The sequence below is a fragment of the Epilithonimonas pallida genome, assembly GCF_900182975.1.
GTDB classification, from domain to species: Bacteria; Bacteroidota; Bacteroidia; order Flavobacteriales; family Weeksellaceae; genus Epilithonimonas; species Epilithonimonas pallida.
On record NZ_FXUO01000001.1, the window covers coordinates 1 to 25,692 of the forward strand.

Annotated in this window: 18 protein-coding genes; 4 read left to right on the top strand and 14 right to left on the bottom strand. The window is 34.6% G+C overall.

All coding sequences use genetic code 11. The annotated features are described in order from the left end of the window. From QOL71_RS00005 to QOL71_RS00020, 4 genes are all read right to left on the bottom strand, one after another. Positions 1 to 3,188: DUF7149 domain-containing protein (locus QOL71_RS00005; protein ID WP_283414968.1), on the bottom strand; the 3,188-nt coding region annotated here is incomplete at its 3' end. A 21-nt stretch (positions 3,189 to 3,209) separates the two neighbouring features. Next, positions 3,210 to 4,274 carry a PDDEXK nuclease domain-containing protein gene (locus QOL71_RS00010; protein WP_283414969.1) on the bottom strand — a complete coding sequence of 355 codons (1,065 nt, stop codon included), beginning with the start codon at positions 4,272 to 4,274 and terminating at the stop codon, positions 3,210 to 3,212. Between the two features lie 143 nt (positions 4,275 to 4,417). Then, positions 4,418 to 4,750, bottom strand: coding sequence for a hypothetical protein (locus QOL71_RS00015; RefSeq protein WP_213083439.1), 333 nt, complete (start codon positions 4,748 to 4,750; stop codon positions 4,418 to 4,420). Positions 4,751 to 4,775: 25 nt separating this feature from the next. After that, positions 4,776 to 5,036, bottom strand: coding sequence for a helix-turn-helix domain-containing protein (locus tag QOL71_RS00020; RefSeq protein WP_283414970.1), 261 nt, complete (start codon positions 5,034 to 5,036; stop codon positions 4,776 to 4,778). Positions 5,037 to 6,093: 1,057 nt separating this feature from the next. Here QOL71_RS00020 and QOL71_RS00025 point away from each other — a divergent pair. After that, positions 6,094 to 6,909: a DUF6597 domain-containing transcriptional factor gene (locus tag QOL71_RS00025; protein ID WP_283414971.1), complete on the top strand. Its 816-nt coding sequence runs from the start codon at positions 6,094 to 6,096 to the stop codon at positions 6,907 to 6,909. Positions 6,910 to 7,035: 126 nt separating this feature from the next. Then, positions 7,036 to 7,518, top strand: a complete 483-nt coding sequence (locus QOL71_RS00030) for a DUF6265 family protein (RefSeq protein ID WP_283414972.1) — start codon at positions 7,036 to 7,038, stop codon at positions 7,516 to 7,518. 56 nt (positions 7,519 to 7,574) lie between these two features. On the opposite strand, the gene QOL71_RS00035 is transcribed toward QOL71_RS00030, so the two are convergent. The 8 genes from QOL71_RS00035 to QOL71_RS00070 all read right to left on the bottom strand — a co-directional run bounded on the left by QOL71_RS00035 (position 7,575) and on the right by QOL71_RS00070 (position 19,557). After that, the gene (locus QOL71_RS00035; RefSeq protein ID WP_283414973.1) at positions 7,575 to 8,117 is read right to left on the bottom strand and encodes a DUF421 domain-containing protein; all 543 of its coding nucleotides are present in this window, start codon (positions 8,115 to 8,117) and stop codon (positions 7,575 to 7,577) included. 179 nt (positions 8,118 to 8,296) lie between these two features. Next, entirely contained in the window at positions 8,297 to 8,935 is a 639-nt protein-coding gene (locus tag QOL71_RS00040; RefSeq protein WP_027384008.1) for a hypothetical protein, read from the bottom strand. 133 nt (positions 8,936 to 9,068) lie between these two features. Next, positions 9,069 to 10,619 carry a hypothetical protein gene (locus QOL71_RS00045; RefSeq protein WP_283414974.1) on the bottom strand — a complete coding sequence of 517 codons (1,551 nt, stop codon included), beginning with the start codon at positions 10,617 to 10,619 and terminating at the stop codon, positions 9,069 to 9,071. A gap of 3 nt (positions 10,620 to 10,622) precedes the next feature. Beyond that, entirely contained in the window at positions 10,623 to 13,886 is a 3,264-nt protein-coding gene (locus tag QOL71_RS00050) for an SNF2-related protein (RefSeq protein WP_283414975.1), read from the bottom strand. Next, positions 13,879 to 15,306, bottom strand: coding sequence for an EH signature domain-containing protein (locus QOL71_RS00055; RefSeq protein WP_283414976.1), 1,428 nt, complete (start codon positions 15,304 to 15,306; stop codon positions 13,879 to 13,881). The genes QOL71_RS00050 and QOL71_RS00055 overlap by 8 nt, the downstream gene beginning before the upstream one ends. Position 15,307: 1 nt before the next feature. Continuing rightward, the gene (locus QOL71_RS00060) at positions 15,308 to 16,837 is read right to left on the bottom strand and encodes a hypothetical protein (RefSeq protein WP_027384005.1); all 1,530 of its coding nucleotides are present in this window, start codon (positions 16,835 to 16,837) and stop codon (positions 15,308 to 15,310) included. After that, entirely contained in the window at positions 16,837 to 17,556 is a 720-nt protein-coding gene (locus QOL71_RS00065) for an OmpA/MotB family protein (protein WP_027384004.1), read from the bottom strand. The genes QOL71_RS00060 and QOL71_RS00065 overlap by 1 nt, the downstream gene beginning before the upstream one ends. A 375-nt stretch (positions 17,557 to 17,931) precedes the next feature. After that, positions 17,932 to 19,557, bottom strand: coding sequence for a helix-turn-helix domain-containing protein (locus QOL71_RS00070; RefSeq protein WP_283414977.1), 1,626 nt, complete (start codon positions 19,555 to 19,557; stop codon positions 17,932 to 17,934). A 350-nt stretch (positions 19,558 to 19,907) separates the two neighbouring features. On the opposite strand from QOL71_RS00070, the gene QOL71_RS00075 reads away from it, so the two are divergent. After that, a complete protein-coding gene (locus tag QOL71_RS00075; RefSeq protein WP_283414978.1) occupies positions 19,908 to 20,336 on the top strand; it encodes a MauE/DoxX family redox-associated membrane protein in 429 nt (142 codons plus the stop codon). A gap of 280 nt (positions 20,337 to 20,616) precedes the next feature. After that, positions 20,617 to 20,925 carry a hypothetical protein gene (locus tag QOL71_RS00080; RefSeq protein WP_027384002.1) on the top strand — a complete coding sequence of 103 codons (309 nt, stop codon included), beginning with the start codon at positions 20,617 to 20,619 and terminating at the stop codon, positions 20,923 to 20,925. 85 nt (positions 20,926 to 21,010) lie between these two features. On the opposite strand, the gene QOL71_RS00085 is transcribed toward QOL71_RS00080, so the two are convergent. Further along, entirely contained in the window at positions 21,011 to 22,366 is a 1,356-nt protein-coding gene (locus QOL71_RS00085) for a RagB/SusD family nutrient uptake outer membrane protein (RefSeq protein WP_283414979.1), read from the bottom strand. A 117-nt stretch (positions 22,367 to 22,483) separates the two neighbouring features. Beyond that, positions 22,484 to 25,678 carry a SusC/RagA family TonB-linked outer membrane protein gene (locus QOL71_RS00090; RefSeq protein WP_283414980.1) on the bottom strand — a complete coding sequence of 1,065 codons (3,195 nt, stop codon included), beginning with the start codon at positions 25,676 to 25,678 and terminating at the stop codon, positions 22,484 to 22,486. Positions 25,679 to 25,692: the final 14 nt, after the last annotated feature.

The following is a 25,692-nucleotide window of genomic DNA, read 5'->3' on the forward strand; positions in this document are numbered from 1 at the left end:
TCTATTTTCAAGCTTGGAAATGTCGTAATTAGATATAAATCAGCAAATTCAAATGAGTATCGCTTAATATCACGCCCTCTTAATAACGGTCGTATGATTTCGGCAGATTTTGGATCTTCTGCAATGAGTTCATCTTTCTTTTTTTTATCAATTATAAAGGCTTCATTGTATCCCGTCAAAATCCCTCTATAGATATTAATATCCCATTCTTTAAGAGGGGTTCCTATAGCTTCAATTTTAGCTTTTATCCGTTGTTCGATATTACTTAATATAACCCAAGAGTCACTACTGGAAAAATTTGCTTTTACTAAATTCTGTCTAAAATAATCGCTCAAATTAATTAACAGCTTTTCTTTAACAATGCAGGCTTCTGTTTGTTGTCTATTTTTATCCCTGGTAAATGTCAAAATATTAGTATCTACTGTTGCTGTATCAAATATTTGATTGCCTGAGAAGTCAATTAAAATTTCAGGATTTGTTTTCTCTGCAAAAAAGTTACGCAGACTCTCGCCATAGGCAGCTCTCATCCATTTATTCGAAGTAATAAAGGTTAATATTCCTTTTGGTTTAAGAATATCATATCCTAACTCATAAAATAAACTATAAATATCTCCAGTTTTAGCAAAAGTTTCATATTCCATTTGTTGAAGGGCATCACTTTCAGCTCCCATTTTTTGTAATTGAATGTATGGAGGATTCCCTATGATAGCATCAAAACCAATAAAATTTCCTTCGTTATCCAATACTTCCGGAAATTCAAAACGCCACTCAAAAGCATTTTCGTAGATTTTATTGTTCTTAATCTCTTCAATAAAATCTTCAATTTTTTTGATTTTTGCCTCCAGAGTTTTCTTATCTTTTTGTTGAGCTTTTGTTAAAACAGTTTCAAAAAGTTGCTCACTTTGATACTTCGTATAATATTCTCCTCTCAACAGATTAAGAGATTTGATTTCTTTGCTGTTCTTGCTAATTTCTGTCCTGAATCCTGTTTTAATGTTGTTAATAAGTTGTTCTAATTCCCATTTTTGAGCTTTGCTTTCTGCATTGCGGTAAAGATCAACAGCTTCCTTATACTTTTCTATGGAAATTCCTGTTTTTTTCAAAGCAGATGACAAGTTACTGTCCAATCCAAAACGGTTAATTAATGAATTGCCATTCTTAATATTAATATCAATATTAGGAAGTGTTTCCAATTCGTTCTCTGATTTATAATAAGCATTCTTCAGTAATTCAATCCAAAGACGAAGACGACATATTTTTACAGAATTGGGATTTATATCTACGCCAAACAAACAGTTTTCTATAATGGTTTGTTTTTCGTGAAATAAAGTCTCCTGAATTCTCTGGCTTTCTTTAATTTTAGGATTATATTCGAAAAGTTCTCCATTTTCGTCTGTAATTATTAATTCGTCATTCTGTACTTCGATATTATAATTTTTTAATTTCTTCCCGAATTTATCTACCAGAATTCCAAGATCATTTTTAATCGCTATCAATTCATTAAGAGCAGATACCAAAAAGTGACCTGAACCAACCGCGGGATCGCAAACACGTAAAGAATTGACAATCTCATTTGCCTCTTTTATATCGTTTATTTTATTATGTAAATCGACAATTGATTTACAATCCCAATTCTTTATCTCATTGAATTTTTGTAAAACTGCTTTGCGTAACGTTTGTTTACACATATACATTGTGATAAAACCTGGAGTATAAAAACTACCATCTTTATATCCGTTAATCTTCTCAAAAATTAACCCTAGGACAGAAGCATTAATCAAGGTCTTATTTTCATCTAAAATATCTGCTGTCCCTTCACTTGCAAAATCATAAGCATCTAAAAATTCAAATAGATATTCTAAAGTATTAAGTTCTCCACTTCTTTTCTTACCTGTTGTATCTTTCAGAACTGTTGTAGGAAGTATGGGTATTTTCTTTTCGTCCTTTAGATTACTAATAATTAGAGTCGAATGCTCTAATTCGGTAGGTTCAAAAAGCGAACTATTCAAGTAAGGAACCTTTTCATATGCTTTCTTAACATCTTCATTTCTGTCCTCATACTTTCTCGCTAGAACCTGAAAGAATAAAGTATTAAGGTCATCGTACTGTCTTATCTTATTAAAATTTAAGAAGAGAAATGCTTTGTCACCTCTGTGATAATTGACGAGCTGTCCCTCCATTAACTTTAGGAATAAAACCCGGTTAATCCAAGTAATATTGAGTTCTAGTGCAATGTTGAAAAGTCTTTCTTCATATGAATCTCCATACAAGAATGGCTTATTGATACGATTTACCTTATCCAAAGAATCCAATTGTATAATGGTATCTTCTAATAAAGAACCTAAATTTCTTTGTCCAGACTTATTGCGCTCAATTAATCGTTTTCCAGCTTCTTTTGTCTCTGTTAATCCAATAATATGTAATAATTCATTATAAAAACTCTTATCTAAAGTATTACTGTCATTGATGAATGGAAGTTTTAGGAGATGAGCCGGACTAAATATTTTAAAAATAGCAATCAGCTTGTTGTCATCCCTTTGAGAATGGTTCTTTACAATAGATGCGTAATCTTTTAAATTGAAATAAGTAAACTCTAATTGACTAGCTACCTCATCTAAAAATGGCTTTGCAATTTCTTTATAGAATACATCTGTTGATATTCCTGAAAGTCTTTTCGTTTCAAAATCCTCAAATTGCTTAACTAATTTTTTGTTCTTAGCAAAAAAATATTCGAATTGATACGCATCAAAAATGAACCACTCATATAGATTGGTTACAATAAGATGTTTAACCTCCAAATTTTTATGTGTAATTCTCTCCCTAAGAAAATATAATAACAATTCCTGAAGTGCTTTAGTGTTTAGTTTTTTAGCACTTACCATTTCCGCAGAATTGCTAATGCTCTTGGTTTCAATAATGACCCCTACAGGACTAGCAGCTGTTTTATCAGTATGTATAACTAAATCATTTTTTCCTTTTGTATTTATATAGAAATCAGCATCAAAACTATTTTTTTTTAGGAAGTCTATGATGAGGTTTTTTTGAAATTCTTCAGATTCTTTTTCGTTAATCCTATCAAAAAGTGTTATAAAGTTGCGTTTGAAATTTTCAATATCTTTTCTGTTTGGTTTAAGTTTCAGAAAGGATTTATTTAGAGATTTATGAGGAGTTAATATTTTTTGTGACACGGGTTTAGTTTTTATTGATGGTTATCCAATTTGTTTTTTTAATTCTTCTTTACTTGGAAGAATAGCTTTGTATTCTTTCGCAAAAATGGTCTTATTGTTTTCCGGAAGTGTAAATTCTATCACTGTTTTGTTCTCCTCTTTACAGAGAATGATTCCTATTGTAGGATTTTCATCCTTCGTTCTTATCTTTCTATCATAATAATTTACATACATCTGCATCTGTCCAATATCTTGGTGGGTTAGTTTTCCAATTTTTAAATCTAATAGAACAAAACATTTTAGCAACCGATTATAGAAAACCAAATCCACAAAAAAGCTGTCACCGTCAAAAGTAAATTGTCGTTGCCTGCCTTCAAAAAGGAAACCTTTACCCAATTCTAACATAAAATGCTCCAGCTTATTGATAATTTCTGTCTCCAAATCACTTTCGGAATAGCGACTATCTTCTTTCAAATCCAGGAATTCCAAAATATAATGACTTTTTAGAACGTCGGTGGGCTTTTCTATAATTTGCCCTTTTTGAGCTAATTGTTTCACGCCTTCTTTATCCCTACTAAGAGCTAATCTTTCATAAATTGCAGAATTATATTGTCTGGTCAGTTCTCTTACGCTCCAATTGTTTTGAGAAGCTTCTATTTCATAAAAGTTTCTTTCGTCTTCATTCTCAATTTTAAGTAATTGTATATAATGAGTCCATGATAATGTAAATGGTAAATTACGAGATGGTGTTTCATCATTTAAATTTTCTGAAGAAATCCCAATCAGTGATTGGGATTTTCTAAATTCCCCAGTCATCGATTGGGGAATTCTGTCTTGGAATGTTAAATAAAATTTTCTGAAATATTCCAGATTTGAAATAGAATATCCTCTTCCAAATTCTTTCGTTAATTGTTTACTGAGTGTTTTAAGTATCTCCTTAGCGTATTCGGCTCTATCTCTGCCATTTTGTTCGTCCTCAACAATTATTCTACCTATTTCAAAATAAGTTAATAACATAGTAGTGTTAATATTGCGGACGATACTATTCTTAGCATTTTCAATCAAATGCTTAATGGATTTGAAAAGGGTGGATGATAATTGATGCATATTTACAAATTTAACATTATTTCCATTATCCTTCATCAATATCATATACTAAGAAAATGATTCTTTCCTTACGTAAGTTTATTTATTTAGGAATTGATTAAAAATACTTATTCAATTTGTGCGTTGGGGATTTTAAGAAAAAATTACTTTTTCCTATCTTGCTGTTTACCACCAACCTTCAACTCCCCACCAAAGTCCAACATCACCACCTGACTTCCTGTAAACGGATTATAAGACGGCTGATAATCAATATAGCCCGAAGAATGGAGATTCTTCAGGCATTTATGATAGGTGGCTTTTGAGCGGATTTTACTGATTCGCATCACCTCATCGCGGGAAATACTGACCGGATTTCGGAAACGGCTGAAATTCCAGAACTGGAATAAGGCTAAATAGAGGCTGATGTGTGATGGATTAAGCGAATTGTCCTGAGCCACCTTTTCATAGAAAGCTGTTAGGTGTTTGATATAATTCATAATTTAGTTTTGGTGCTTCGAAATATCATTGCTTATTTTTCACCATTTCTTCAATGTCTTTGTAATTGTAATATAGTGTTCCGCCGACACGGGTGTAAGATAAAGTTCCATTGATTCGTAGCTTCTGCAATGTTCCGGAGGAGATTTTCAGCAGTGCTTTGACCTCTGACGAACGCAGCCATAATTTCTGCCGGGAAATTTTTATTTGAAACAGGTTTTGTATATCCTCCAGCAATTCGGTTCTAAATTCCTGAAGGTCTTCTTTGGTAATTAGGTTTACAATCATAACTACTTCATTTTTGTTTTTGACATAGTTTTCTTCAACAAAGTTGTGGTATTAAGACATTGAAAACAATAGTGTTAGACGGGCATGGGCTAAATAAGAACAATCTGGATGATGCAGGAATCTTTTGGAGATTAAAAAAGAATAAATTGGAATCTACTAGATGGTTTACAAATAAGAAAAGACGAGTTCCGAAGTCTTTTCCCCTTTTTGCAAAAAAGGCAAGAGCGTTTTTGGATGTACAACTTGAAAAGTTTGTATATACAAAGACACATCTTGCTTAATTGTATCGCTGATTTTTCAGAGCTCTGAAATATGACTGCATTTAATTGATTATTAATCAGTTGTATTAATTGCTTTTGAAAAGAAAAAAAACAGAAAAGACAATGATATCAGGGCTGCTCAATTTTTGAGCCGCATCTACAGTATCCTGCTCAAATCCTGCGCCGGGTTAGGGATGAACGGCTTACTTTTTGAGCCAGGTAAGCGTGTTGTGGTAACAATTTTGAGCCGGTTTTTAAAAAGGGTGCTCAATTTTTAAGCAGGGATATGAGTTGCTATAGTTTCTTGGATACAGTTTAGCAATATGGCGGTTTAATTTTTGAGCCGCATCGACAGTATCCGGCTCAAATTCTGCGCCGGGTTAGTGATGAACAGCTCACTTTTTGAGCCAGGTAAACGTTTTGTGGTAATATTTTTGAACCAGTTTTCAAAAAAGTGGCGTAATTTTTAAGCAGGGATATGAGCTACTTTACTTTCCTGGATACAATTTAGAGATATGGAGGTTTAAATCTTGGGCCGCATCAACAGTATACGGCTCAAATTTTGCGCAAGATTAGTGATGACCGGCTCAATTTTTACGCAGGATCAGTGTTGAGTTGCTTAATTTTCGAGCCAGTTTTAATCTGACCTGTGCACATTTTACACAGGTTTCCAGTTAACCTGTACTTAAATCACGCAGGTTTATGATAGAATATACATCAATCTCTTGTGCGAAGATTGATTATATTTGAATTACTTTGAAGTTTAAAAGTAAAATAACTTTCATCAAAAGAATGCAATGAATTACCAGACATTTGAATCGAATCAGGACCTGGCAGCATTTATCAAATGTTATTGGACATTGGAAAGCCCGGAAGAAGAAACACCTGAAAAGCAAACCATCGTTCCTGACGGATGTATGGAGATGATCTTTCATTATGGCAATCTGTACAAACAATATTTAAATAATGGGAACAGCATTATCCAGCCCAAATGTTTTGTAATCGGACAGTTGACTCAACCACTTCAAATAGAGCCGACTGGCGAAACCGGAATTTTCTCCGTTCGTTTTCATCCCGAAGGATTTTTGCCTTTTACCACATTTCCTATAAAAAAGATGGAAAATACCGCTGTTTCATTGGAAAAGCTGTTTGGAAAGGATGGACAGGAAATTGAGCAGCTGGTTTTAAATGCCAATTCCACTTCGGAGAGAATAAAGCTTATTGAAAAATTTTTACTGGATCGGCTGACCGATATCGAAATCATTGACCGAATCGTAAAATCAACGGTTGAAACGATTATGACAGCCAATGGACAATTCTCAGTCGATGAACTGTCCAAGGTTACCCAAGTCAATCGCAGACAATTGTTGCGCAAATTTTCTTCAGCCATTGGCCTAAGCCCTAAACAACTATCCAGGACGATCCGATTGCAGTCTGCACTCAAAATGTTGCTGAACGATCAGTTCTCCAACCTCGCAGAACTGGCTTATGAAAACGATTATTATGACCAGGCACACTTTATCAAAGAGTTTAAAGAATTTACCGGATCTACGCCTAAAGAATTTTACGGTACTCACGTTAAGATGTCCTCGCTTTTTTACGGAACGGATTAGACTTGTCCCATTTTTACAATTTTAGTTTTAAAAAACATTGCAACTTTGTCATCTAAATTTTCGACAAAGAAGCCATCCCGTGTTTGGAAATTAAATAGAATAACAATTATTCAATCAGCTAAAATTATGAAAACAGGAGCAAAGTTTTTTATTACAGTAGTCAGTTTGGCGATTCTTTATGCCTGGACAATAAAGCAGGTCAACGACATCCAAAAAGCGGAATGGCTGATCGGTACCTGGGAAAACAAGACCCAAAGAGGCAATATCTATGAAACCTGGACCAAACCAGGACACAATGAATTTTCAGGGAAAAGTTACAGTGTCAAAGATAAAGACACGATCGTTTTTGAAAATATCCGGCTCGTGCAGGAAAATAAAAAGTTGTTTTACATTCCAATTGTTAAAAATCAAAATGATGGACTACCTGTTCGTTTTGCCGCCAAAACTATCTCAGAAAATCAATTGGTCTTTGAAAATCCACAACACGACTTTCCGCAAATCATCGCTTACACAAAAATCAATTCCGATTCATTGATCGCCGAAATTTCAGGAACAAAAAACGGACAGAAACGCAAACAGACTTTCCCAATGAAAAGAGTGAAAAAGTAAAAATGTAGACAAGCTTTGGTTAATTCGATAAATTAAAATATATAACTGCAAAAATTCTACAGATCGCCCCCTCGTTGATCTTCAGGGATATCAAGATCCTCTAAAGAACTTTTACCGCCTGGAGTATTCGATTTTTTGATGACACTGATCTCTCCATTGAGCTCAATGACAACTGCCAAAACATCATCTAACTTTTCAAGTCCTTCCTGACGTACTACAGCGTTGATTTCATCAACCGTTATGGCCTCGGTATTCATATTGTCTTTGAGGTATTTGCCTTTATAGAACAGTAAACGTGGAGAGGAATTGATCAGGTGTTCCATCTTATCGGATGTACTGGCCAATTTCGCAAACAGGTATTGTAAAGCTATTATCAGAAATAAGACCATTACACCTTCTGCTAAGGGAACCATCGCAAGCATCATATAGGCCAATGTGGAACCCAGAGCAACTGTGACCACAAAATCAAAAGCGTTGAACTTAGCCAGGGTTCTTTTTCCTGAAATCCTGATGAAAAGGAATAGAATGACAAAAGAGGCGATGGTCATCAATGCGACCTGTCCAAGTTTTTCCCAGTTTTCAAATAACAAATCGTTCATTTACTATTTTTTTACCATTAGTGTTGATAAAATAATGCCAGAAATGACGTAGAATTAGAATGATCTTCATACAAATGTTTATAGTGCCATCTATTCCGCCAAAGTTGTTTTCCGACTCTATGAGAACCTGTAAATCTATTGTAATGTTTTTCTAAATTTTCGGTTTAACTTGTTGATTATCATACTTTTAATTTTAAAAAATGTAAATCATTAATTTTGTCCCACTTAAAAGTATAATTTTGTTTTAGTGTTATATCTGGACCAAAAGGTTTTGCTGTTTTATATTGCAAAATCTTTCCTGCTTTATACTCCTTATTGTTCCGAAAGTCAAAATCTGCTGTATCCAATGAATAATTGTCTTGATCGCAATAATGTGAATGGTCAGTTGCTAGAATAAAATAACAAAGATCTATATCGTGACTTTTGTAAAGTTCAAGATTTGAAATATCTTTAAATACATCATAACGATTATTTGGTTCTCTGTGGTTTTCTTTTTTGAAAAATTTCAATTCAATAGCTGCTTTTGTCGTGTTATCATTATCTTGATATTTTAATAATAAGTCAACTCTTGCTCTATTTGTTTTACTTTTAATACTGGCCCCATTCAACGAAATATAAGTCTCAAACTCGAGGTGAAATTTATCAACAAGGCGAAACTCATATAGTTGCCCAATTGTCTTGAGAATATGTCCAAATTCCATTTGAAAAGCACTTTCATTTCTAGCTGTTAGACCGCCAAATGCAAGTTTGTGAGTCAACAATTTATACGCTGTCTCAACAATTTCTTCAGTTAGTTTAATTTGATTTTCTTTTAACATTTGTATAAATTAGTTTTGGTACTTATTTTTCTTAGAAAAGCTCTGCTTATAAAGTTCGTTAATATATTTTAGTACTTTCTTGCTTCCTACATGAGTATAAAATTTCATTAAAGAAATTTTATCTACAGGAATATTATTTCAAAGCTTCTTTGCTAATTAATAATTTCAAATCTCTAAAAGTTTCTGCATTATTTATGTTTTGCCAATATTCTTCAAAAGTTGGTTTAAATCTTTCAAAATGACCATTTTTTTCTTTATAGATTATTAATCTTTCTTTATCACAAATTCCAATAGTCGAAGACTTCATAATTCTTGCATAAGAAAGGGCTTGATTGTACGTTTTTGTTTGTTCTATATTTGAACTAATGTCAAATTTTGCTTCAATAACTAATGGTGTATTTTGAAAATGCAACTCACCTGTAGGCATAAATACAAAATCAGGAATTGCTTTCTCATTTCTTCCCACTTTTTGTAATAATTGTCTTGTCCAATCAGTTTCAGAATATCCTATTTTTTCTAATAAGGGTATTAGTAATTTATCTTCCACATCTTTTTCGCAGTTTATTTGCTTGTCAAATTCTAAATTGGGTTTATATAATTGTGGCAAGATAGAAATATCTAGACCTTTTTCACATAGTAATCTTTGTAGTTCTTGATAATCTTTTGCTGAAAACTTAACTCCATTAACTCCTTGAAAATTTTTTCGCGTTATTGGTAATGAAGAAAAATATGGGTCATTTTTTAACTCGTTCAAAGTTACTTGAGGAATTTTTATTCCATCAGTAACTTTGGTTCTACTATTGTAATAATTGAATGGTGTATAAACTCCGTCAATATCAGCTCTCCAAATAGATTGAATACAGCTAAATGGTGAGAGTACATATATAATAATTATGTCTCCACGTTTTGTATTTTCGTTGCAAGTCCAAACAGATTTTTCACCTTTTATGGGGTTTTCTAAGAATGTTTTAAAATCCTCTTTGCTGGCTCCAGTAAGCCAAATATTTGTTGGCTGTGGCAAATCATTTTGCGTGTGGCATTCTTCCAATAACATAAAAGCAAAATCATAAATACAAGCGCAAGTTTCTTCAGCTGTCAAGTTATTTTTTTCGGCAAACTTTGCGATATTTTTATTCAGCTCATTATAAAGCATAAGCCTGCCTCTTTTGTCAGATTTAGGGGGTAATTCTGGCAAGGGAATATCTAATACATCAAGAATTTTCATAAATACATCAAACTGTTCTCGAAAAAGGATTGGAATAAAAAACAAATCACTATAAAAAGATAGGATGAGTGAAATTTCTGGTAAAATAGAACAAAATGACTTATAGTTCTTTTTAGGAATGATAGGAAGCTCGCCCGCTAGCTTTGTTAATTCTCCATCATTATTTTCTTCCACAAAAAATAGTTCAATATTGTCAATGAGTTTAGTAAAATATTCTGACGAATTTTCTGTATCATTATTATGAAGTCCATCCGCAATAATACTATCAATAACAAGAAAGCATATATCTAAAAAATTTTCCTCTGTATCTATTCCACCCAAATATTCATTATATCTCTGAAAAATCTCCTTTGCCCTTACCTCTAAATTGCTGCTTTCTTTATTGAATGTAAATAATTCAATTGTTTGACTTCCTTTTTCAGAGTTCTTGTATAAGTTCCAAATATTTTTGTTTATCATTGCCTAAATTCTTACCATTCGCTGTGATTCAATTTTACTAATATCTTGTATTGTTATATTATTTTGAATTATTAATGTTTCAAGAGTTTTACGGTTTATTAGCTTGATATTGTTAGAATTTGCTAGAACTGTAGATGATGATGTATAATCATTGTTGGTTATAGTTATAAGATTGAATTCTTCCTTAAACTTGTTTTCATAATATTTTTTTGCGGTACAAATCTCTTGTATTGCTGAATTTCCAACTAAAGATTTTGTTTGTTTAGCCTGAATAAGATAGTTTTCTCCATTCTTTAAGACAACAACATCAACACCTTTGTCATTAGAATACGGAGTAAGATAAACATCAAATCCTTGATTTTTATAAAGCGCTGCTATGCTTGCTTCAAAAAGATTCGGATGAAGTTTATCTAAGTCAGCTAAAGAAAGAGGTTTAGATTTACTTTCTGCCTTTGTTGCAAATACATTTCCAAATAGCTCATCTGGTGTTAATTCTGCCTGTTCTGTTGGAAATAATGTATTGCTTGCTAATGCTTTTTTGTTATTTAATAATTTATCAAGAATCTCATCAAAAGATTTCAATCTTTTTCCTTCGTCATCTTTCATATTATCTGGAAATATTGCCATTGGATAATATACAAATACATCTTTTTGTTGTCCTATTCTATATGCCCTATCTGTTGCCTGTTCTTCTTTTGCAGGATTCCAATGCCGTGTATAATGAATAATGTGATTTGCTTTTGTAACATTCAAACCAACGCCTGCTGCAATAGGTGACATAATAATTACATTGAATCCTTCTTCTAATTGAAATCTATCAATCGTTTGTTGTCTGCTAAATTTTGATTTTCCTTCTAATTGTTTTGTTGTAGGCGTATCTCCATTTATAATACTTGTGAAAATTCCAAAAGTGTCGTAAACGACTTTCTGCAACATTTTTTGAGTTTCTCGTCTGTCCGCAAATACAATTACTTTTTCATTTTTGGATTTTATATCGACTAAAATTCCTACTGTTATTTGTAGCTTAGATGAACTTGAAATTAGTTCTTCTGTAGAGAATTTTAAAATTTGGCTTTCTAATAGATATGGATGGTCTGAAATATCTCTTATCGCCCAAAGTGATTTTAATTTTTGATTTCTTTTTTCTACACCTTCCAATTCTGAATCATTTGCCATTTCGATTTCCTGCTTGTAGCGGTTTAACTGAATGGACGGCATTTCTCTTTTAATTCTTGATTTTTCGTTGTCGTGTTTGTTGGGTAAATCAACAACATCTTTCTTGTATCTTCTTAATATAAAGTCACCAATATTGCTACGAAGTTTTTCAGTAAGTGATTTAATATCAACACTTTCATCACTCAATGGATTTTGGTATTCCTTTGCAAAATCTTTTGCATTACCTAAAAGTCCGGGAACTGCAAAATCCATTAAACACCAAATATCAACCAATGTATTTTCAACTGGTGTTCCTGTCATTGCAATTTTGAAATCTGCCTTCAATGCTTTGCTAGCATTCGTAATGAGTGTTCCTGGTGTTTTTATTTTTTGTGCTTCATCCATTGCGATAATTGCAAAATCAAGCAGACCTAAACTTATTTGATATGACCTTAATGTTTCATAATTGGTTAGAATGATTTGTTTGAACTGCAATTGCCTTGCATCTTTCTGGTTTTGAACTGGGTTGTTTTCTTTTGTTAGCGGAACATCTCCATAAAGTTTGCATAACGGCAAATTTTTCGGACTGAAAAACTTCTGATATTCATTTTCCCAATTTTCAAGCAAACTAACGGGTGCAACTATTAAATAAGGTTTGTTGTCATCATAATTTTGGCTGTGCCATTCAATGAAATATAATAGTTGTAATGTTTTTCCTAATCCCATATCATCAGCGAGTAAACCTCCGGGCTGCTTTTCCTTTATTAATGTTTGAAGCCAAGCAACACCACGCATTTGATGCTTTTTTAATTCCAAACCATCCGACAGATTATTAATAGCTGAGTATTTGAGATTGAATTTATTAAGAAGCTCTCCGCTTTGGATAAACTCAGTTAACTCTGCATTTTCTTTTATTATTAATACTTCGTGATCAGTTTTCTTATCCTGTTTTATTGGCCTATTAGGATTTTCAAATTGCTTTTTTGCAGACTTTATGAATTTTTCTGCATCATTGATTGGGATTTCTACATTTTCCCAATCAACTGTTTGTTTCTTATCCTTAATAGCTTTTTCTTTTTGTTCAATAAAGTCATTAAGTCTTTCGGGTGTTTTAAAATATACTTTTTTCTCTCCAAGAACTTTATCCTTTATTACAATTCCGGGAATCCATTGGGATTTGTATGGACTTGCAAAAGGATAAAACTTTGGACTATAAACGCCAATTTCCTTAACTCTGTCACTATAAAAGACCGTGAAATCAACATCATCATCGTTAAAAAACAATTCGGGATGCTCTATGATTTCTTGAATTGTTTCTCGGTCTGCAATTTTTCTTTTCTGTTTTATTTTTTGTAATTCTGTTTTTTGATTTTTAGAAATTACTACTCTTGTCGTTTCTCCATTATTTCCCGATACTGGATAAACATCACGGATCATTGGTAATTTATCAAACGTATTGGTAAACCCAATTGCATTCTCAATTTCAACCGTAGGAATAATTTCAAACAACCCATTATTAAAATCAACGTCCAATTTTATTTTATTGGGAATGAACAATTCTTGATTGCCTAAAAACTGCTCTAAGGTCAATCCGCTCTCTTTTGATAGTGATTTTAACTCAGATAATTTTTTCAGATTGGTAACATTTCCTTTTTCGCTATCAGATAAGTCGTTGAATTCGTCAATTGCTTGGCAAAGCAAATACTGGTTTTCGGAAAGCAAATACTGGTTCTCTTCTAGTTTTAATATTGTTCCGTTTCGAGTAGTTTTTAATCTTGTTCCGTTAGGTGCAAAATCATAAAATCCATATTTGAATTTAAAAGTATTATGAGTTAAGGTCCCATCTGATTCCACAAAAATTTCAAAAGGATAACTGTTTGGCAAATCCAATATTTGCTTGTCAATATCACTTAACCTTAAAATATCAATACTTTCAATTTCACAAGAATTGTTTGTATAATCTGCTAAACCATTATCGTGTAACTCTGTGAGAATTGCAAGTTGAGATAAAAATTCTGGCTGTAATTTTTCCCATTCTGAAACAGGAACTTTGCTTCCCGATTCACTTAAGAAGTAAAATGAAAAATTATTATTGTATGTAAATCTAAACATTTATTCCTGCTATATTTTTAAACCAATATTCAAACACTTCTTCCCAATTCAAATCGCCATCATTATGCGTTAGACGTCCCTCTATATTAGTGTTATTAATGCTGTAACCTGAACGGTAAACAAGCATTGGCATTGCACCATTTCGTAATTCATCTACACTTTCTAATCGATAGTTTAGATTCGGCTTATTTGCTCCACTCATTTTGTAGGCATAAAAAGCATAGCCTGCATCGCTGAATTCAATTAGCATATAATCTCCAATATAGAGAATAAACGCAGACACATCTCTATTACTAGAAACTGCTTGGAATCTTCCATCTAGGTATTCTAGAATTCTATCGTCTCGCTTGAGAATATTCTTTGTGTGGGTTGGACCATAAACTTTAAAAGAAACTCGATTTTTTGATGCCACTTTAAACCAAAAACGTTTTCTTCTTTCATCATTAATACAAACTCTAAAGAAAATATCAATAAATTGTTTAGCTATCCATTCGTCTAAAATATTTCTTGCTTCAAGAATTTCCCTGCGTTCAATTTCAACTGCATTCTCAAATGCTGTCCAATTTGAAATATTACTCGGGTCACCAATTTGTGTAAAAGCTATCTTTTTTATACTGTCCTGCAATTCGGCAAATTCAGGTTTGTTTGCTTGAATAATGATTTTACTAATCAATCTTTTATTGGTAACTGAATTGTTGTGTTTTAGTAGAACTTCATTCAGATTAGCGATATTATCTGATATTTTGCTTTTCGTTTTTTCGTAATAAGTAACAATAACTTTTGAGAAGTAAGTATAATCTAACCACGACTCAGGAACGCCTAAAACTGTTGTAGCTTCTTGAATTGGTTTATTGAGTTTTGCGATGGTGTCGCCTAAAATTAAATCTCCATTTTTTGTATTAAAATAACGCTTATTGTTTTTGAAAGATACTAATGTGCTTCGATTGCCATTATAGCCATCTAATTTATTAGCAATGAACTTTTCTAATAGCTCTAATGATTTGGGATATTTAGTTTCCCAATTTCTCAAAAAGCAATCTATCAAACCTACTAAAAATGAATCTCTCCAGTTTGATTCTAATAAGGTCAAGGCATATTTCAGTTCGCTTTCGTTCGCAAAAATTAGTGATAAATTTTGTTCAGAAAAATTGAGAGAAAAGGTTAGTGTTCGTAATTCTCTAAGTTCAAAAATCGTATCGTTGTTATTGATGGATTTTTTAAATTTTCTAAAAACTTGAGGAATAAGATTATTGCCTGAAAACGAAAATGAACTTGCTCCAACTTCCTCAATTATTTTTTTAAGTTTGTCTATCCTGTGTTCGTTTAATGATGATAATGTTATAGGAACAATCTTTTGTGCCGACTGCTGAAATGTAGTCGGTGAAAAATGAAATTGTAATATGTCTTGTATCGTTGGCATATTAGTTTCTTGTTCCGTTCAATTTGCTAAGTTGTTCTGTTAGTTCTTCTAAAATATCTTCTTGTTTTGACGATGCTCCTGCAAGTGATTCAGCTGTTTTGGTTAAAGCGTCTGTATATTTACCTAAGTATGTTTCAAGACTTTCTCTAACTGTAGTTTGATAACCTCTTAGTCCTGTATCCAGGTCTTCAAATACTTTTGATAATCCTTTTTCAATAATTTCAAATTTCTTTGCATAATCAGCAGAAACTCCTTTTGCTGTTTCTAATGACTTCTGAATTTCGCTGATTGTATTTGAGTTATTTTGTAAGAACTGGTTAGAATGTTTTGAAAATTCATTTTGAGATTCCCCAAACCTACTAGATGATGTATTGATTTCCTGCGACACATTTCTGAAAACGGAAATAACTTTGTCTAATTCAATTTGAGCTTGATTAAGTTTTGAAATACTTCCGTTTACTTCGGTGGAAAGTCCATTCATCTTTTCAATACTTGTATTAAAAGCACTCAAAAGGTTTTCTGAAACTTGAAGATTTTTAGACTGTTCAGTAAGTAAAGTCTGTTGTCCTGATTGTAAATCCCCGACTTTGCTTCGTAGAATTTCGCTCATATCTTCAACTTGCTTTCTCATTTGGGTGGTAGATTCTTCCGATTGAGAAAGTGTTTGTTTTGAAATTTGCTGAACCACTTCCTGTAATCCTCTAAAATTTTCATTTAGGTTATCGGTCATATTCTGCAACTTGACTGGAAAATCTGTTAAAGAGCCACCTGCTTGCCCTAGTAAGCTAGCTAAGCGTTCCATTTCGTTTTTGGTATCTCCACTCATCGAGGTTTTAAATTCTTCTATCATTTTACCCATAGATTCCTGCAACTCCTTTACAATATTTTGGGTCATATCAGTTGCAGGGTCTTTCAATTTATTGCCCAAACTTTCAATTTCAGTTTTTACTAATTTTAGTTGTTCGACCACGGCACCTGATGGGTTATTAAAAATTTCTTCAAATCCAGCTGAAATATTTAGAGCTAATTCTGCTGAGAAAGTTTGTAAAGCGTTTGATTGCTTTTGGGATTCCTTGTAAATATCACGAAATATATTTCCCGGTTTGACTGTGTTTCCGTCTTCATCAGTTGAAGTAAAATCATTTTTTAATTCTTGAATTGCTGTAATTAAATTGTTGATTGCTTGTGTTTCCTCACTCAAAACCCCTTCCTCCAACTTTTTCTTTTTAATGTTTGTCCAAAAAGAGAAACCAACCAATAAAGCAACTCCAAAAATTGACACAAGAAAAGCAGTCTTCAACCCGTTCATTAAATCTGGGATACTTTTTTCAATATTGTTGCTGTCAAAATTCCACAAACCAATAGCGATTCCTAAAAAAGTAAATAAAATTCCGAGCGTAGGGAACAAATGAGGAATAAAGTCGAACAAATGTTCATTGGTGTTTTCTTTAGTACGCTTATTGATATAAATTGCCGCCCAAATGGCAACAATAAGGATTATTCCAATTCCAAATATTATTTCAAAACTCATTATTCATTTATATTTTTAAGTGCTTCGTTTATGATTGCTTCACTTGTAGTCACTATTCTAAATTCAACTCTTCTTGATTTGTCATTGTCAATTGGTCGTTTACTGTCGAAGGAAATTTTATAATCTTTATCAACTGTACGACCATAAGAAAGTCCATTGGCTGTAAGCCAATATTGCAATCTTTCTTTTTCTGTTGGTTGTAAGTTGATAAAGCAGTTTTGCGAACGTAAAAACGCCAATACGTTTCTTCCCCTATCTTGTGAGAGCTTCATATTGTCAATGTAAGGGTCTCCAGAAAGTCCAATTGGTTTTGTGTCTGTGTGACCTTCAATTCTAATTTCAGCAATTTTGTCTTTGTATTTTTTCTGCAATACAACGGAAAGATATTTAGGGAGAAAGTCGGTCAGGATGGTTTGAAAATGTGGAGTAATATCAGATTTTCCTGTTGGAAAAAGTACTTGTGGATTAGTAAACTTGATTGATAAATCATTATCAAGTTTTAAATCCCATTTTGCAAAATCATTTTTAAATGCCTCATTCAGTTCATTGTATAATGTAACTTTTGATTCTTCGTAATCTTTAAATATTTGGTTCTGTTCTTTTTGTCGTTTTTCTATTAAAGCCATATATGAAATTGACATAAATAAAAAAATGACCATTAAAACGGTCATTAGATCGGCTAGGGGAATCCAGTGACTTTCTTTCTTTGTTCCTGACATTTATTATTATATGTTTTAACTAATTAAGTTAATAAATAATTTTGAGTAGATTTTTCATATTTATAAATTTAGGAAAATTAAATCTCAAAAATCAGTAATGATTTAAAAATAAATTTATGGTTTTCCGTAATTTATTTTTTGATTAAATAGATTTATTCTCTCATTAAATATGTTTCAGACACTTTTAACTTTTTGCTCATACTTTTGTTTGTGGTTTATTTTATCCTGATTTTTCAATAGCTTTATACTATTAAATACAAAAAGTATTTTTTGTATTCTCCTAAAAATATTTTAAGCTTTGACATAGTAATACTTGTTTAATCGGTATTTTACTTATGTTTGATAAAAGTAGAAAATATATTTTCATCTAAATCACTAATCTTCAATTTCCTTCAATCTTTTCTTTATAAATTCTGTAGGTCTCATGCCATTGATTTCTAGGAAGTGTGCGGAGAATGACTGCCTGTTAGACATTCCACATTGGTCGGCTAAAACGTGAATCTTGTATTTGAGATAGTTCTTGTCTTCGATCAGAAGATTAGTGATGTACTTGATTCTTAAAATTTTCAGATACTGTGTGAAAGACATTTTCAGATGCTCGTTCAGTACATAAGACAATTGGGAATGGTTTCTGCCAAACATTTTGGCAACCTTTGGTAAAGTCAGATTTTTGGTAAGAAATTGTTTCTGGTCTTCAAACTTTTTAAGTTTCGCTTTGATATCTTCTATAACCTCCGGACTGAATGGCTCTTTTTTATTGGAAAGTATGGGAGCTGTTTCAAAAAGATCATTGTGCTTTCTCATTTTTTCCAGCAGTTCATAATACCTAATATCAATTCTTTTCTTTTTTACCCGCCGCCGGTAATCCAGTGTAATAAGTAAAATAATCAGGGTTGCTACAACCGTAGCAACAGTTACTACGTTAAAATTATAATGTTTCTTTTTCAGCAATTGTTTATCCTTTATTAATTGAACACTGTCATACTTGTGATAGATTTTTGATGCCATCAATGGAAAATCAGCAATGAGAATTGAATCCATTTTCAAGAGCTGATCGATATAATATAACTGCCTGTCAACATTATCATTCTGTTTTGCATCAGCAATAAGATACTGATAATTCGAGCTGATCTCCGGGCTTATGAAATGGAATTTATGGATCATAGAATCTACTTTATTCAGATAACGCAAAGATTCAGTCCTATTTTCTTGTGACCAATATACTTTTCCTAAGTAATAGTAAATTATTGTCAATGAATTGTAATCCTGATTATTAAGTAAAATATCACGTGATAATTTTAAATGTTTTAATGCTTCGGCTTTATTTCCTTTTCTCAAAAGCTGTACGCCTTTTCCTGTTTGTAAATAACCGTATTCTAATAGATGGTCATTGATATTTTTCAGTTTGTGCAAACTCACATCAATCAACGAATCTTCCTGACTGTACCTCCCTAAATTTCTATAACAGTTGCTGAGCCGATAAATGCTGTTAAAATATCCCGCTTCATTATTCAGCCTAATGTTGCGATTAAGATTTTCTTTCAGACGTTCCTCAAAATATCTCGCCGTATTTCGGAAATGTCCGGAGGCTTCCTGATAATCACCCAGATAACTTTTTACCATCCCAAGGTGATAGATAACCTTGTTTTTCTGATAATCGTTGTCTGAATTTTGAGACCATTGGTAAGCTTTGAGATATTGTTCCAAAGCCTGCTTATACTGTCTTTTGTTGTAATAGTAAATAATTCCTTTTCCGAGGTAAGACCTTGAGATGACATTAGGAACTTTTGCTTGTAATGCTACAGAAATGGCACTGTCAGCGTAAGATAATTTGCGGTTTACATTTTTAGTATAAAAGATGGCTTCTTCATAACCGATGATTTGCTTATTAAGGCAATGCTCTCTTTTGGCTTTTTCGATATATCGGTTTACAAAGACTATTGCTCTTTCATCATTTTCAGGATAACCCGCATACAAGTCTGAAATTGTCTTGTATGTCATTTTTTCTAAATCTTGCGCCATCATAAAAAAGGACAATATATTGAAAATCAGCAGTAAAATCTTATGATAATAATTCATAACAATAAGATATACTCAAATTTACTTGAAAAATCTTTTTAAAATCATTTAGAGAAGCCATCGTCCCGATATCAATCACAAAAATAACACAAGTGTTTTGTTTTCAGGTTTTTAAAAACAAAAACAGTGGTAAAAATGTATCATTTGTGACTTATAAAAAGATATATCTTTCCCACCAATACTTTCCAGAACCTTCCTGTCACTGTAATTTAGTCTTCAGAATTCAAGGCGAATAAACCGTAAGAAAAAATTAAAAAAAACTAATAATAATTATGAAAAAGGGCAAACTAATAATCGTAAAATTCATAAGCTACTTTGTTATACTGCTGTTTTGTTATGCAGCTATAACTAAGTTATTGGATTTTGAAAAATTCCAGACCCAGATTTCAGCATCACCTTTGTTGAATGGATTTTCGAAATTCCTGCCTTCCACGATAATCATTGTTGAGTTTCTTATTGCAGGATTGTTATGCTACCGGAAGACCGGAACTACAGGATTGATAGGAAGCTTTATTTTGATGCTCATCTTCACCGGATATACTGCTTTACTGCTAAGTACAAGTAAAAATCTCCCTTGTTCCTGTGGAGGAATTTTGGAGAAAATGAGTTGGCAACAGCATCTGTATTTCAATATGGGTTGTGTCGTTCTTTCTATCATCGCTTTAAGTTTAAATCTAAAATACAGCAGGCCTGCTGAATAAGTATGTTACCGTAATTATTTACGGATGATCGATCGTGACTGGATTTGTAATTAATGTTCAACCTTAAAATTAGACAGCCGAAAGCTGTTTAACAACCCGAAACTTTAAAATGATTTTATTAACAACAATTTGTCAGGAAATACGAAAATGCGGTATGTGGTACGGCAAGTTTTAAAACTATGGGTACAATGAGTAATTTTTACGGGTTCATCCGTAATTTCCGGGCAAGTTTCTAGAGTTTTTATGGTAATCTTTTTTGATCTATAAAAAGACCGGAATTATGAAACTTAATCAAATTTTGAAAGCCAATGCGGTAGCTATTGCTGCCGTGATATTCTCAGGGGCTGTGATGTCCTTTAAAGTGATGGAGAAAAAAGCGGCTACAACGTATTTCTATAACAACTCGAGTATTGCCTCCGGAGCATTTTCTAATCCCTCACACTGGCAAACCACCAATCTTTCAGGGTGTGAAGATGAGGGAGAAAGACCTTGTAGTATTGTGGTTCCCGACGGGCAAACCCTGAATGATGTTTTGGATGGAAAAAGCAATGCGCAGGTTCTATCTATGAGTTCTGGTCGCAAGCCATAATTATTGTTGACAATAAATGAGGAATAAATCGAAGGCTGGCACTTGCCAGCCTTCTTTTATAGACCTTATTCTATTGCTTTCGTCTTTATCTTGGATTCTGAGGCATTCCGCTTAGCGTTATAATTTCTTCAGGGATGGCTATTGCATACCGAAGGTCATTCGGAGGCAACGTATAAGTTTGTCCTTTGACCGTTCTTGTTAACGTAATATTAGCCCCGTCCCGGTTATACCGCTTAAGATCTGCCCAGCGAATTCCCCTGAACAACAGTTCCTTGCATCTTTCCTTTGTGATGATCGATAAGGCTTCTTGCTTTGAGCTGGCTGTAAACGGAATATAGGTTCCGTTTTTCCATCTCTTGATAAGGAGACTGTTTAGCATCATCATAGAATTGGCGATGTCGTTCGTTTGGGCATAGGATTCTGCTGCGATCAGGTACAATTCGTCCACTGTAACACTTGTCATTTTCCCTGAGGAGCCTCCGGTATAATTGCCCTTAAAAGAAATATCACCGTTAGCATTTACTGTGAAATAAGCGGACTTTCTGATGTCATTAGAATGATAACTCTGATAAAGCGTATCAGTCACTTTAGCTGCTGCAAAGCGTACGGGTGCTGAGATCCGCATAGTTGTCCGCAGCAAAACTTCAACATTCATATTTTTGATGGGGTATGATTCTGTTACGTTCAGTGTATTGAAATCCAAGAGCGTATTTTGATAGCTCAACGCCTGCAAGGCATAGGCTAGGGATTTCTGATAATCGCCCATAAAGAGATAAGTCCTTGCAAGGTATGCTAATGCCGTAATTTTAGATGGTCTGCTGGCAGCAACCTGTTTGACCGGCAAAAGATCCACAGCTTCATGCAGGTCTTTCAGGATCTGATCATAGGTTTGTTTCACTGTAGAACGCTGGGAGGGAATATTCATATCCGGATCCAAACGAAGCGGAAGTCCCAGATCTGTTGAAGCCTTAGCATTGCTGTAGGCAGGACACCAGATCTGCGCCGCATCGAGATAGCGTATCGCTCTCATTGCCAATGCCTGGCCTCTTACGTTTTCGGCTCCCGGAATGGCGTAGCTGTCCAGATTATTGAGGACAACATTAGAAATATAAATACCTTTGTACGTATAATACCAATCATTGCCAGCACCCTGACTGGCGGACACATGATCTTTCTGCCAGGTGTACAATCTTTTATCCTCCTGATATTCCATAGCTTCAAAATCGGCATCCGACAAATAGAGTTCATCACAGGAAGCCAGTCCGCTGGATGCAAAATTGATCATCACATCAGAAAGGCGATCCATCAATGCCTGATTATCTTCAAGGCTCACAGGCACGGCGAGTGTCGAATCAGACCTTTCATCCAGAAAACGGTTACAGCCTGTCAGTATCATCAATACAGATAATAATCTTAATGTTATTTTAAATGACTTTTTCATATGCAGATATTTATTGTTTTTCAAAGGACATATTTTATCGCCCATCTTCATTGTTGTTGGTTAGCAAGCTTATTAATGGCGATTTCATAATATAATAAGTAATGTTAGATCAAAGATTTAGAAATTTGCACGTAGTCCAATGGTATACACGGAGGGTGGTTTCAATCCGTTGCCACCCAGGTTAAAATCCGGATCGATTCCACTTTTATTGGCTTTCCACAACAGACCGAGGTCACTGAGGTTTACAAATAAACTGAGATCTTTGAACATTGTCGATCGTAAAAAATTTTCACTGAAACGATAGTTGAGATTGATGTATTGCAAACGGATGTGGTCTGCCTTTTCTACCAGTACGCTTGAACCACTGTAAAAAGCATCCCTGTTGGCGTTGCTTTGCAATGTATTGGACGGAACATCCGTGAATGCTTCATCCCCCTCTTTCTGCCAGCGGTTTTCAAAATCGCTATGTCCCGTCCAGCTCCTGTACAAATTGGTATAGTTAATAGAACTCCTTCTGAAATAGTATCCCAATTTAAATACAATACCGATATCGAGACTAAAACTCTGATAGCCCACAGAGTTGATGAATGAGCCATATGCCCTTGGTAAAGCGGAACCAAAGAACACCAGATCATTGACCGATGTTCCTGCACCGGTAAGAGCTGAATAATCCTTGCTTACTGCGCCATTAAGATAACCTCTGGGGTCTCCTGTTTGGGGATCCAGTCCTGCCCATTGATAAGCAAAGATGGAATACACCGGCCGGCCTTCAATTCCTGAAATCGGTACAGAAGACCCATTGCCTATAAATTGATTAGCCATTGGATTCAGCAGATAATATTTTGTTATCTTATCGTGGTAAATGCTGAAGTTGAGAATCGTGTTCCATTGAATGGCCTTATCAATGTTGAGTGTTTTGAGGACTATATCCATTCCTTTTCCTTTGATCTCTGCCACATTGGAACGCATATAATCAATACCTGTGGTATAGTCCATCTGCGCAGGGCCAAAGAGATTGGTTCCTTTCTTGGTAAAATATTCCACGGAGCCGCTGATCCTGTTGTTCCGGGATGAAAAGTCGAGTCCTATGTTAGCCATACTTGAGGTTTCCCATCGAAGGTTTGGATTGTAATAATTGTCGATTCGGGCCATTGGTGTTCCTGTGTAAACTGAGTTATCCAGGTCGTAGGCAATTGTACTTACTGCCACCATTGCAGGATCGATATTCCCATTATAGCCGAAAGAACCTCTTAGCTTCAGGGTCGGAAGCCAGGCTATCCTATAGAAATTTTCTTTGGAAATATCCCATAAAGTACCGACCGACCAGAAAGGATTCCACTGGTCATTTGTTTTAAGCCCGAACAGGTTGCTGGCATCCCTTCGGAAACTTGCGGAAACCGTATATTTGCTATCGTAGGTATAGGCTGCATTGGCATAAAGGGAAACAAAACGGGTGGTACGCTTTCCCAGAGACTGGTTTCGCTGTATGAAATCAGTGCTGCCTGTGGGAAGCAGCGGGTATTGATGGGCATAATCTACGGCACCGGAGGTCATCCGTTCCTGATCAAATCCATAATAGCGGTTGTAATTGTAGATTCTGACCGCATCACGGCTTTCACCTCCTGCGATTACGGAGATGTTATGCCTGTTCCATTGCCCGTTGTAGCTGAGCTGCCCTCTGATGTTGTTGATGGTGGTCAGAGAAGAGGATTGGTCCAAGATGCCTCCTTTGGGAACAATGAACGTTACATTGCCATTATTGATCTGCGCAAAACTATTGACGTAGTTCCTCGCATAGTAACTCTGGGCATTATGCAGGTTATCAGAATTATCATTCAAACGTTGATGCTGGTACTTGATATCTGCTTCCAGTCCTTTCCATATTTTATAATTGATGCCGGCGTTTACCATCACTTCCGAGGCTTTTGTCTTTACCTGGTCGTTCTGCCAGTCCGTCAGAGGATAATAATTCCAGTCATTCAGCTTGCCCTTTTCAAAGCTGTCCTTGTAGTTTTGGTTATAATCTTTGTTCACGACAAGAGGATGGCCGTTCCCATCTGCCAGCTGCATATAGGGAACGAACGAGTTTCTTCCCATTATGATCCCACCATAAGCGGTACGCCCGCTTTTCGTAGTAGTTTCCGTGTAATACAGGCTGCTTGTGAGCGAGATTTTATTGACAGGTTTCCATACATTCTGGAAACGCAGGTTCATTCTGTTATAGTCTTCCCCGAGATTGCCGGTATTATTATCATACCCCAGTGCGGTACTCCATAAAAATGCAGGAGCTCCCCCTGTAATCCCTACGTAGTATTGTCTTTTTTCCGAAGGCGTGTACATATAGCGGCGGAACTGTTCTTTGGCGTCAATACTGCTCAATTGCTGGATCTGACGATCGGCTTCGTCGGAAGAGATCAATCCGTTTTTTGCTTTATTCAACAGATCGACCACAGGTGACAGGACAGGATGAGAGGAAGAGTTGATATCACTGTTATAAAAACCTTTTTGAAATAATCCTTTTTCAACCTCTATAAAATCGGAAGATGACATTGTTTTCAGATATCCAAAATTAGGCTTGGGACTATAGCTTGTATTTAAATTGAATTCCACTTTGACAGGCTGGTTGAATTTCCCGGTTTTTGTAGTAATGACGATGACCCCATTGGCGGCTCTTGCACCCCATATACTGGCTGCTGAGGCATCCTTAAGTACTGTAATGCTTTCCACCATATTGGGATTGATGTTACTGATGTCGCCTTCATACGGAAAATTATCGACCACGATCAGAGGGGATTTGGGACCGTTGATGGTACTGAGCCCTCTGACCATCAGCTGGGGACTTCCGGAACGTCCCCGCTCCAGGAAAACACCTCCGGCAACATTGGCAAGCCTGTCAAGTATATTAGTACTAACCTGTTGGTTGAGCAGTTTATTATCCGTGAATGTAAATGAACCGGTAGCCCTTTCCTTGGGGATCTTCTGGTAACCGGTGGAGATATTCACTTCCTGAATGTCATTGACTTTGTGCGAAAGAACAATTCTCAAAGGGGTATCAAGCGGTAATGTAACATCAAGCGATGCTGATCTGTAGCCGCTATGCGAAATATTCAGGGTGACCTTTTCCCCACTTGCAGGAAGTTTGAAAAAGCCATTCTGATCAGTAATTATAAGAGTTTTTGCGTTCGGAATATTGATCGTTGCTCCAGAAAGCGGAAGCGAATTTTCTTCAGTGATCACATAACCTGAAACAGTATGCTGTGCCGTGAGTGACAGTGTACAGCATAGCAATAGCGGGATGTATAGTTTCTTCATAGTTAAAAATTACA

Coding starts and splice junctions, on each gene's coding strand:
- QOL71_RS00010 (WP_283414969.1), bottom strand. CDS start 4,274: ATGCATCAATTATCATCCACCCTTTTCAAATCCATTAAGCATTTGATT.
- QOL71_RS00015 (WP_213083439.1), bottom strand. CDS start 4,750: ATGAATTATATCAAACACCTAACAGCTTTCTATGAAAAGGTGGCTCAG.
- QOL71_RS00020 (WP_283414970.1), bottom strand. CDS start 5,036: ATGATTGTAAACCTAATTACCAAAGAAGACCTTCAGGAATTTAGAACC.
- QOL71_RS00025 (WP_283414971.1), top strand. CDS start 6,094: ATGAATTACCAGACATTTGAATCGAATCAGGACCTGGCAGCATTTATC.
- QOL71_RS00030 (WP_283414972.1), top strand. CDS start 7,036: ATGAAAACAGGAGCAAAGTTTTTTATTACAGTAGTCAGTTTGGCGATT.
- QOL71_RS00035 (WP_283414973.1), bottom strand. CDS start 8,117: ATGAACGATTTGTTATTTGAAAACTGGGAAAAACTTGGACAGGTCGCA.
- QOL71_RS00040 (WP_027384008.1), bottom strand. CDS start 8,935: ATGTTAAAAGAAAATCAAATTAAACTAACTGAAGAAATTGTTGAGACA.
- QOL71_RS00045 (WP_283414974.1), bottom strand. CDS start 10,619: ATGATAAACAAAAATATTTGGAACTTATACAAGAACTCTGAAAAAGGA.
- QOL71_RS00050 (WP_283414975.1), bottom strand. CDS start 13,886: ATGTTTAGATTTACATACAATAATAATTTTTCATTTTACTTCTTAAGT.
- QOL71_RS00055 (WP_283414976.1), bottom strand. CDS start 15,306: ATGCCAACGATACAAGACATATTACAATTTCATTTTTCACCGACTACA.
- QOL71_RS00060 (WP_027384005.1), bottom strand. CDS start 16,837: ATGAGTTTTGAAATAATATTTGGAATTGGAATAATCCTTATTGTTGCC.
- QOL71_RS00065 (WP_027384004.1), bottom strand. CDS start 17,556: ATGTCAGGAACAAAGAAAGAAAGTCACTGGATTCCCCTAGCCGATCTA.
- QOL71_RS00070 (WP_283414977.1), bottom strand. CDS start 19,557: ATGACATACAAGACAATTTCAGACTTGTATGCGGGTTATCCTGAAAAT.
- QOL71_RS00075 (WP_283414978.1), top strand. CDS start 19,908: ATGAAAAAGGGCAAACTAATAATCGTAAAATTCATAAGCTACTTTGTT.
- QOL71_RS00080 (WP_027384002.1), top strand. CDS start 20,617: ATGAAACTTAATCAAATTTTGAAAGCCAATGCGGTAGCTATTGCTGCC.
- QOL71_RS00085 (WP_283414979.1), bottom strand. CDS start 22,366: ATGAAAAAGTCATTTAAAATAACATTAAGATTATTATCTGTATTGATG.
- QOL71_RS00090 (WP_283414980.1), bottom strand. CDS start 25,678: ATGAAGAAACTATACATCCCGCTATTGCTATGCTGTACACTGTCACTC.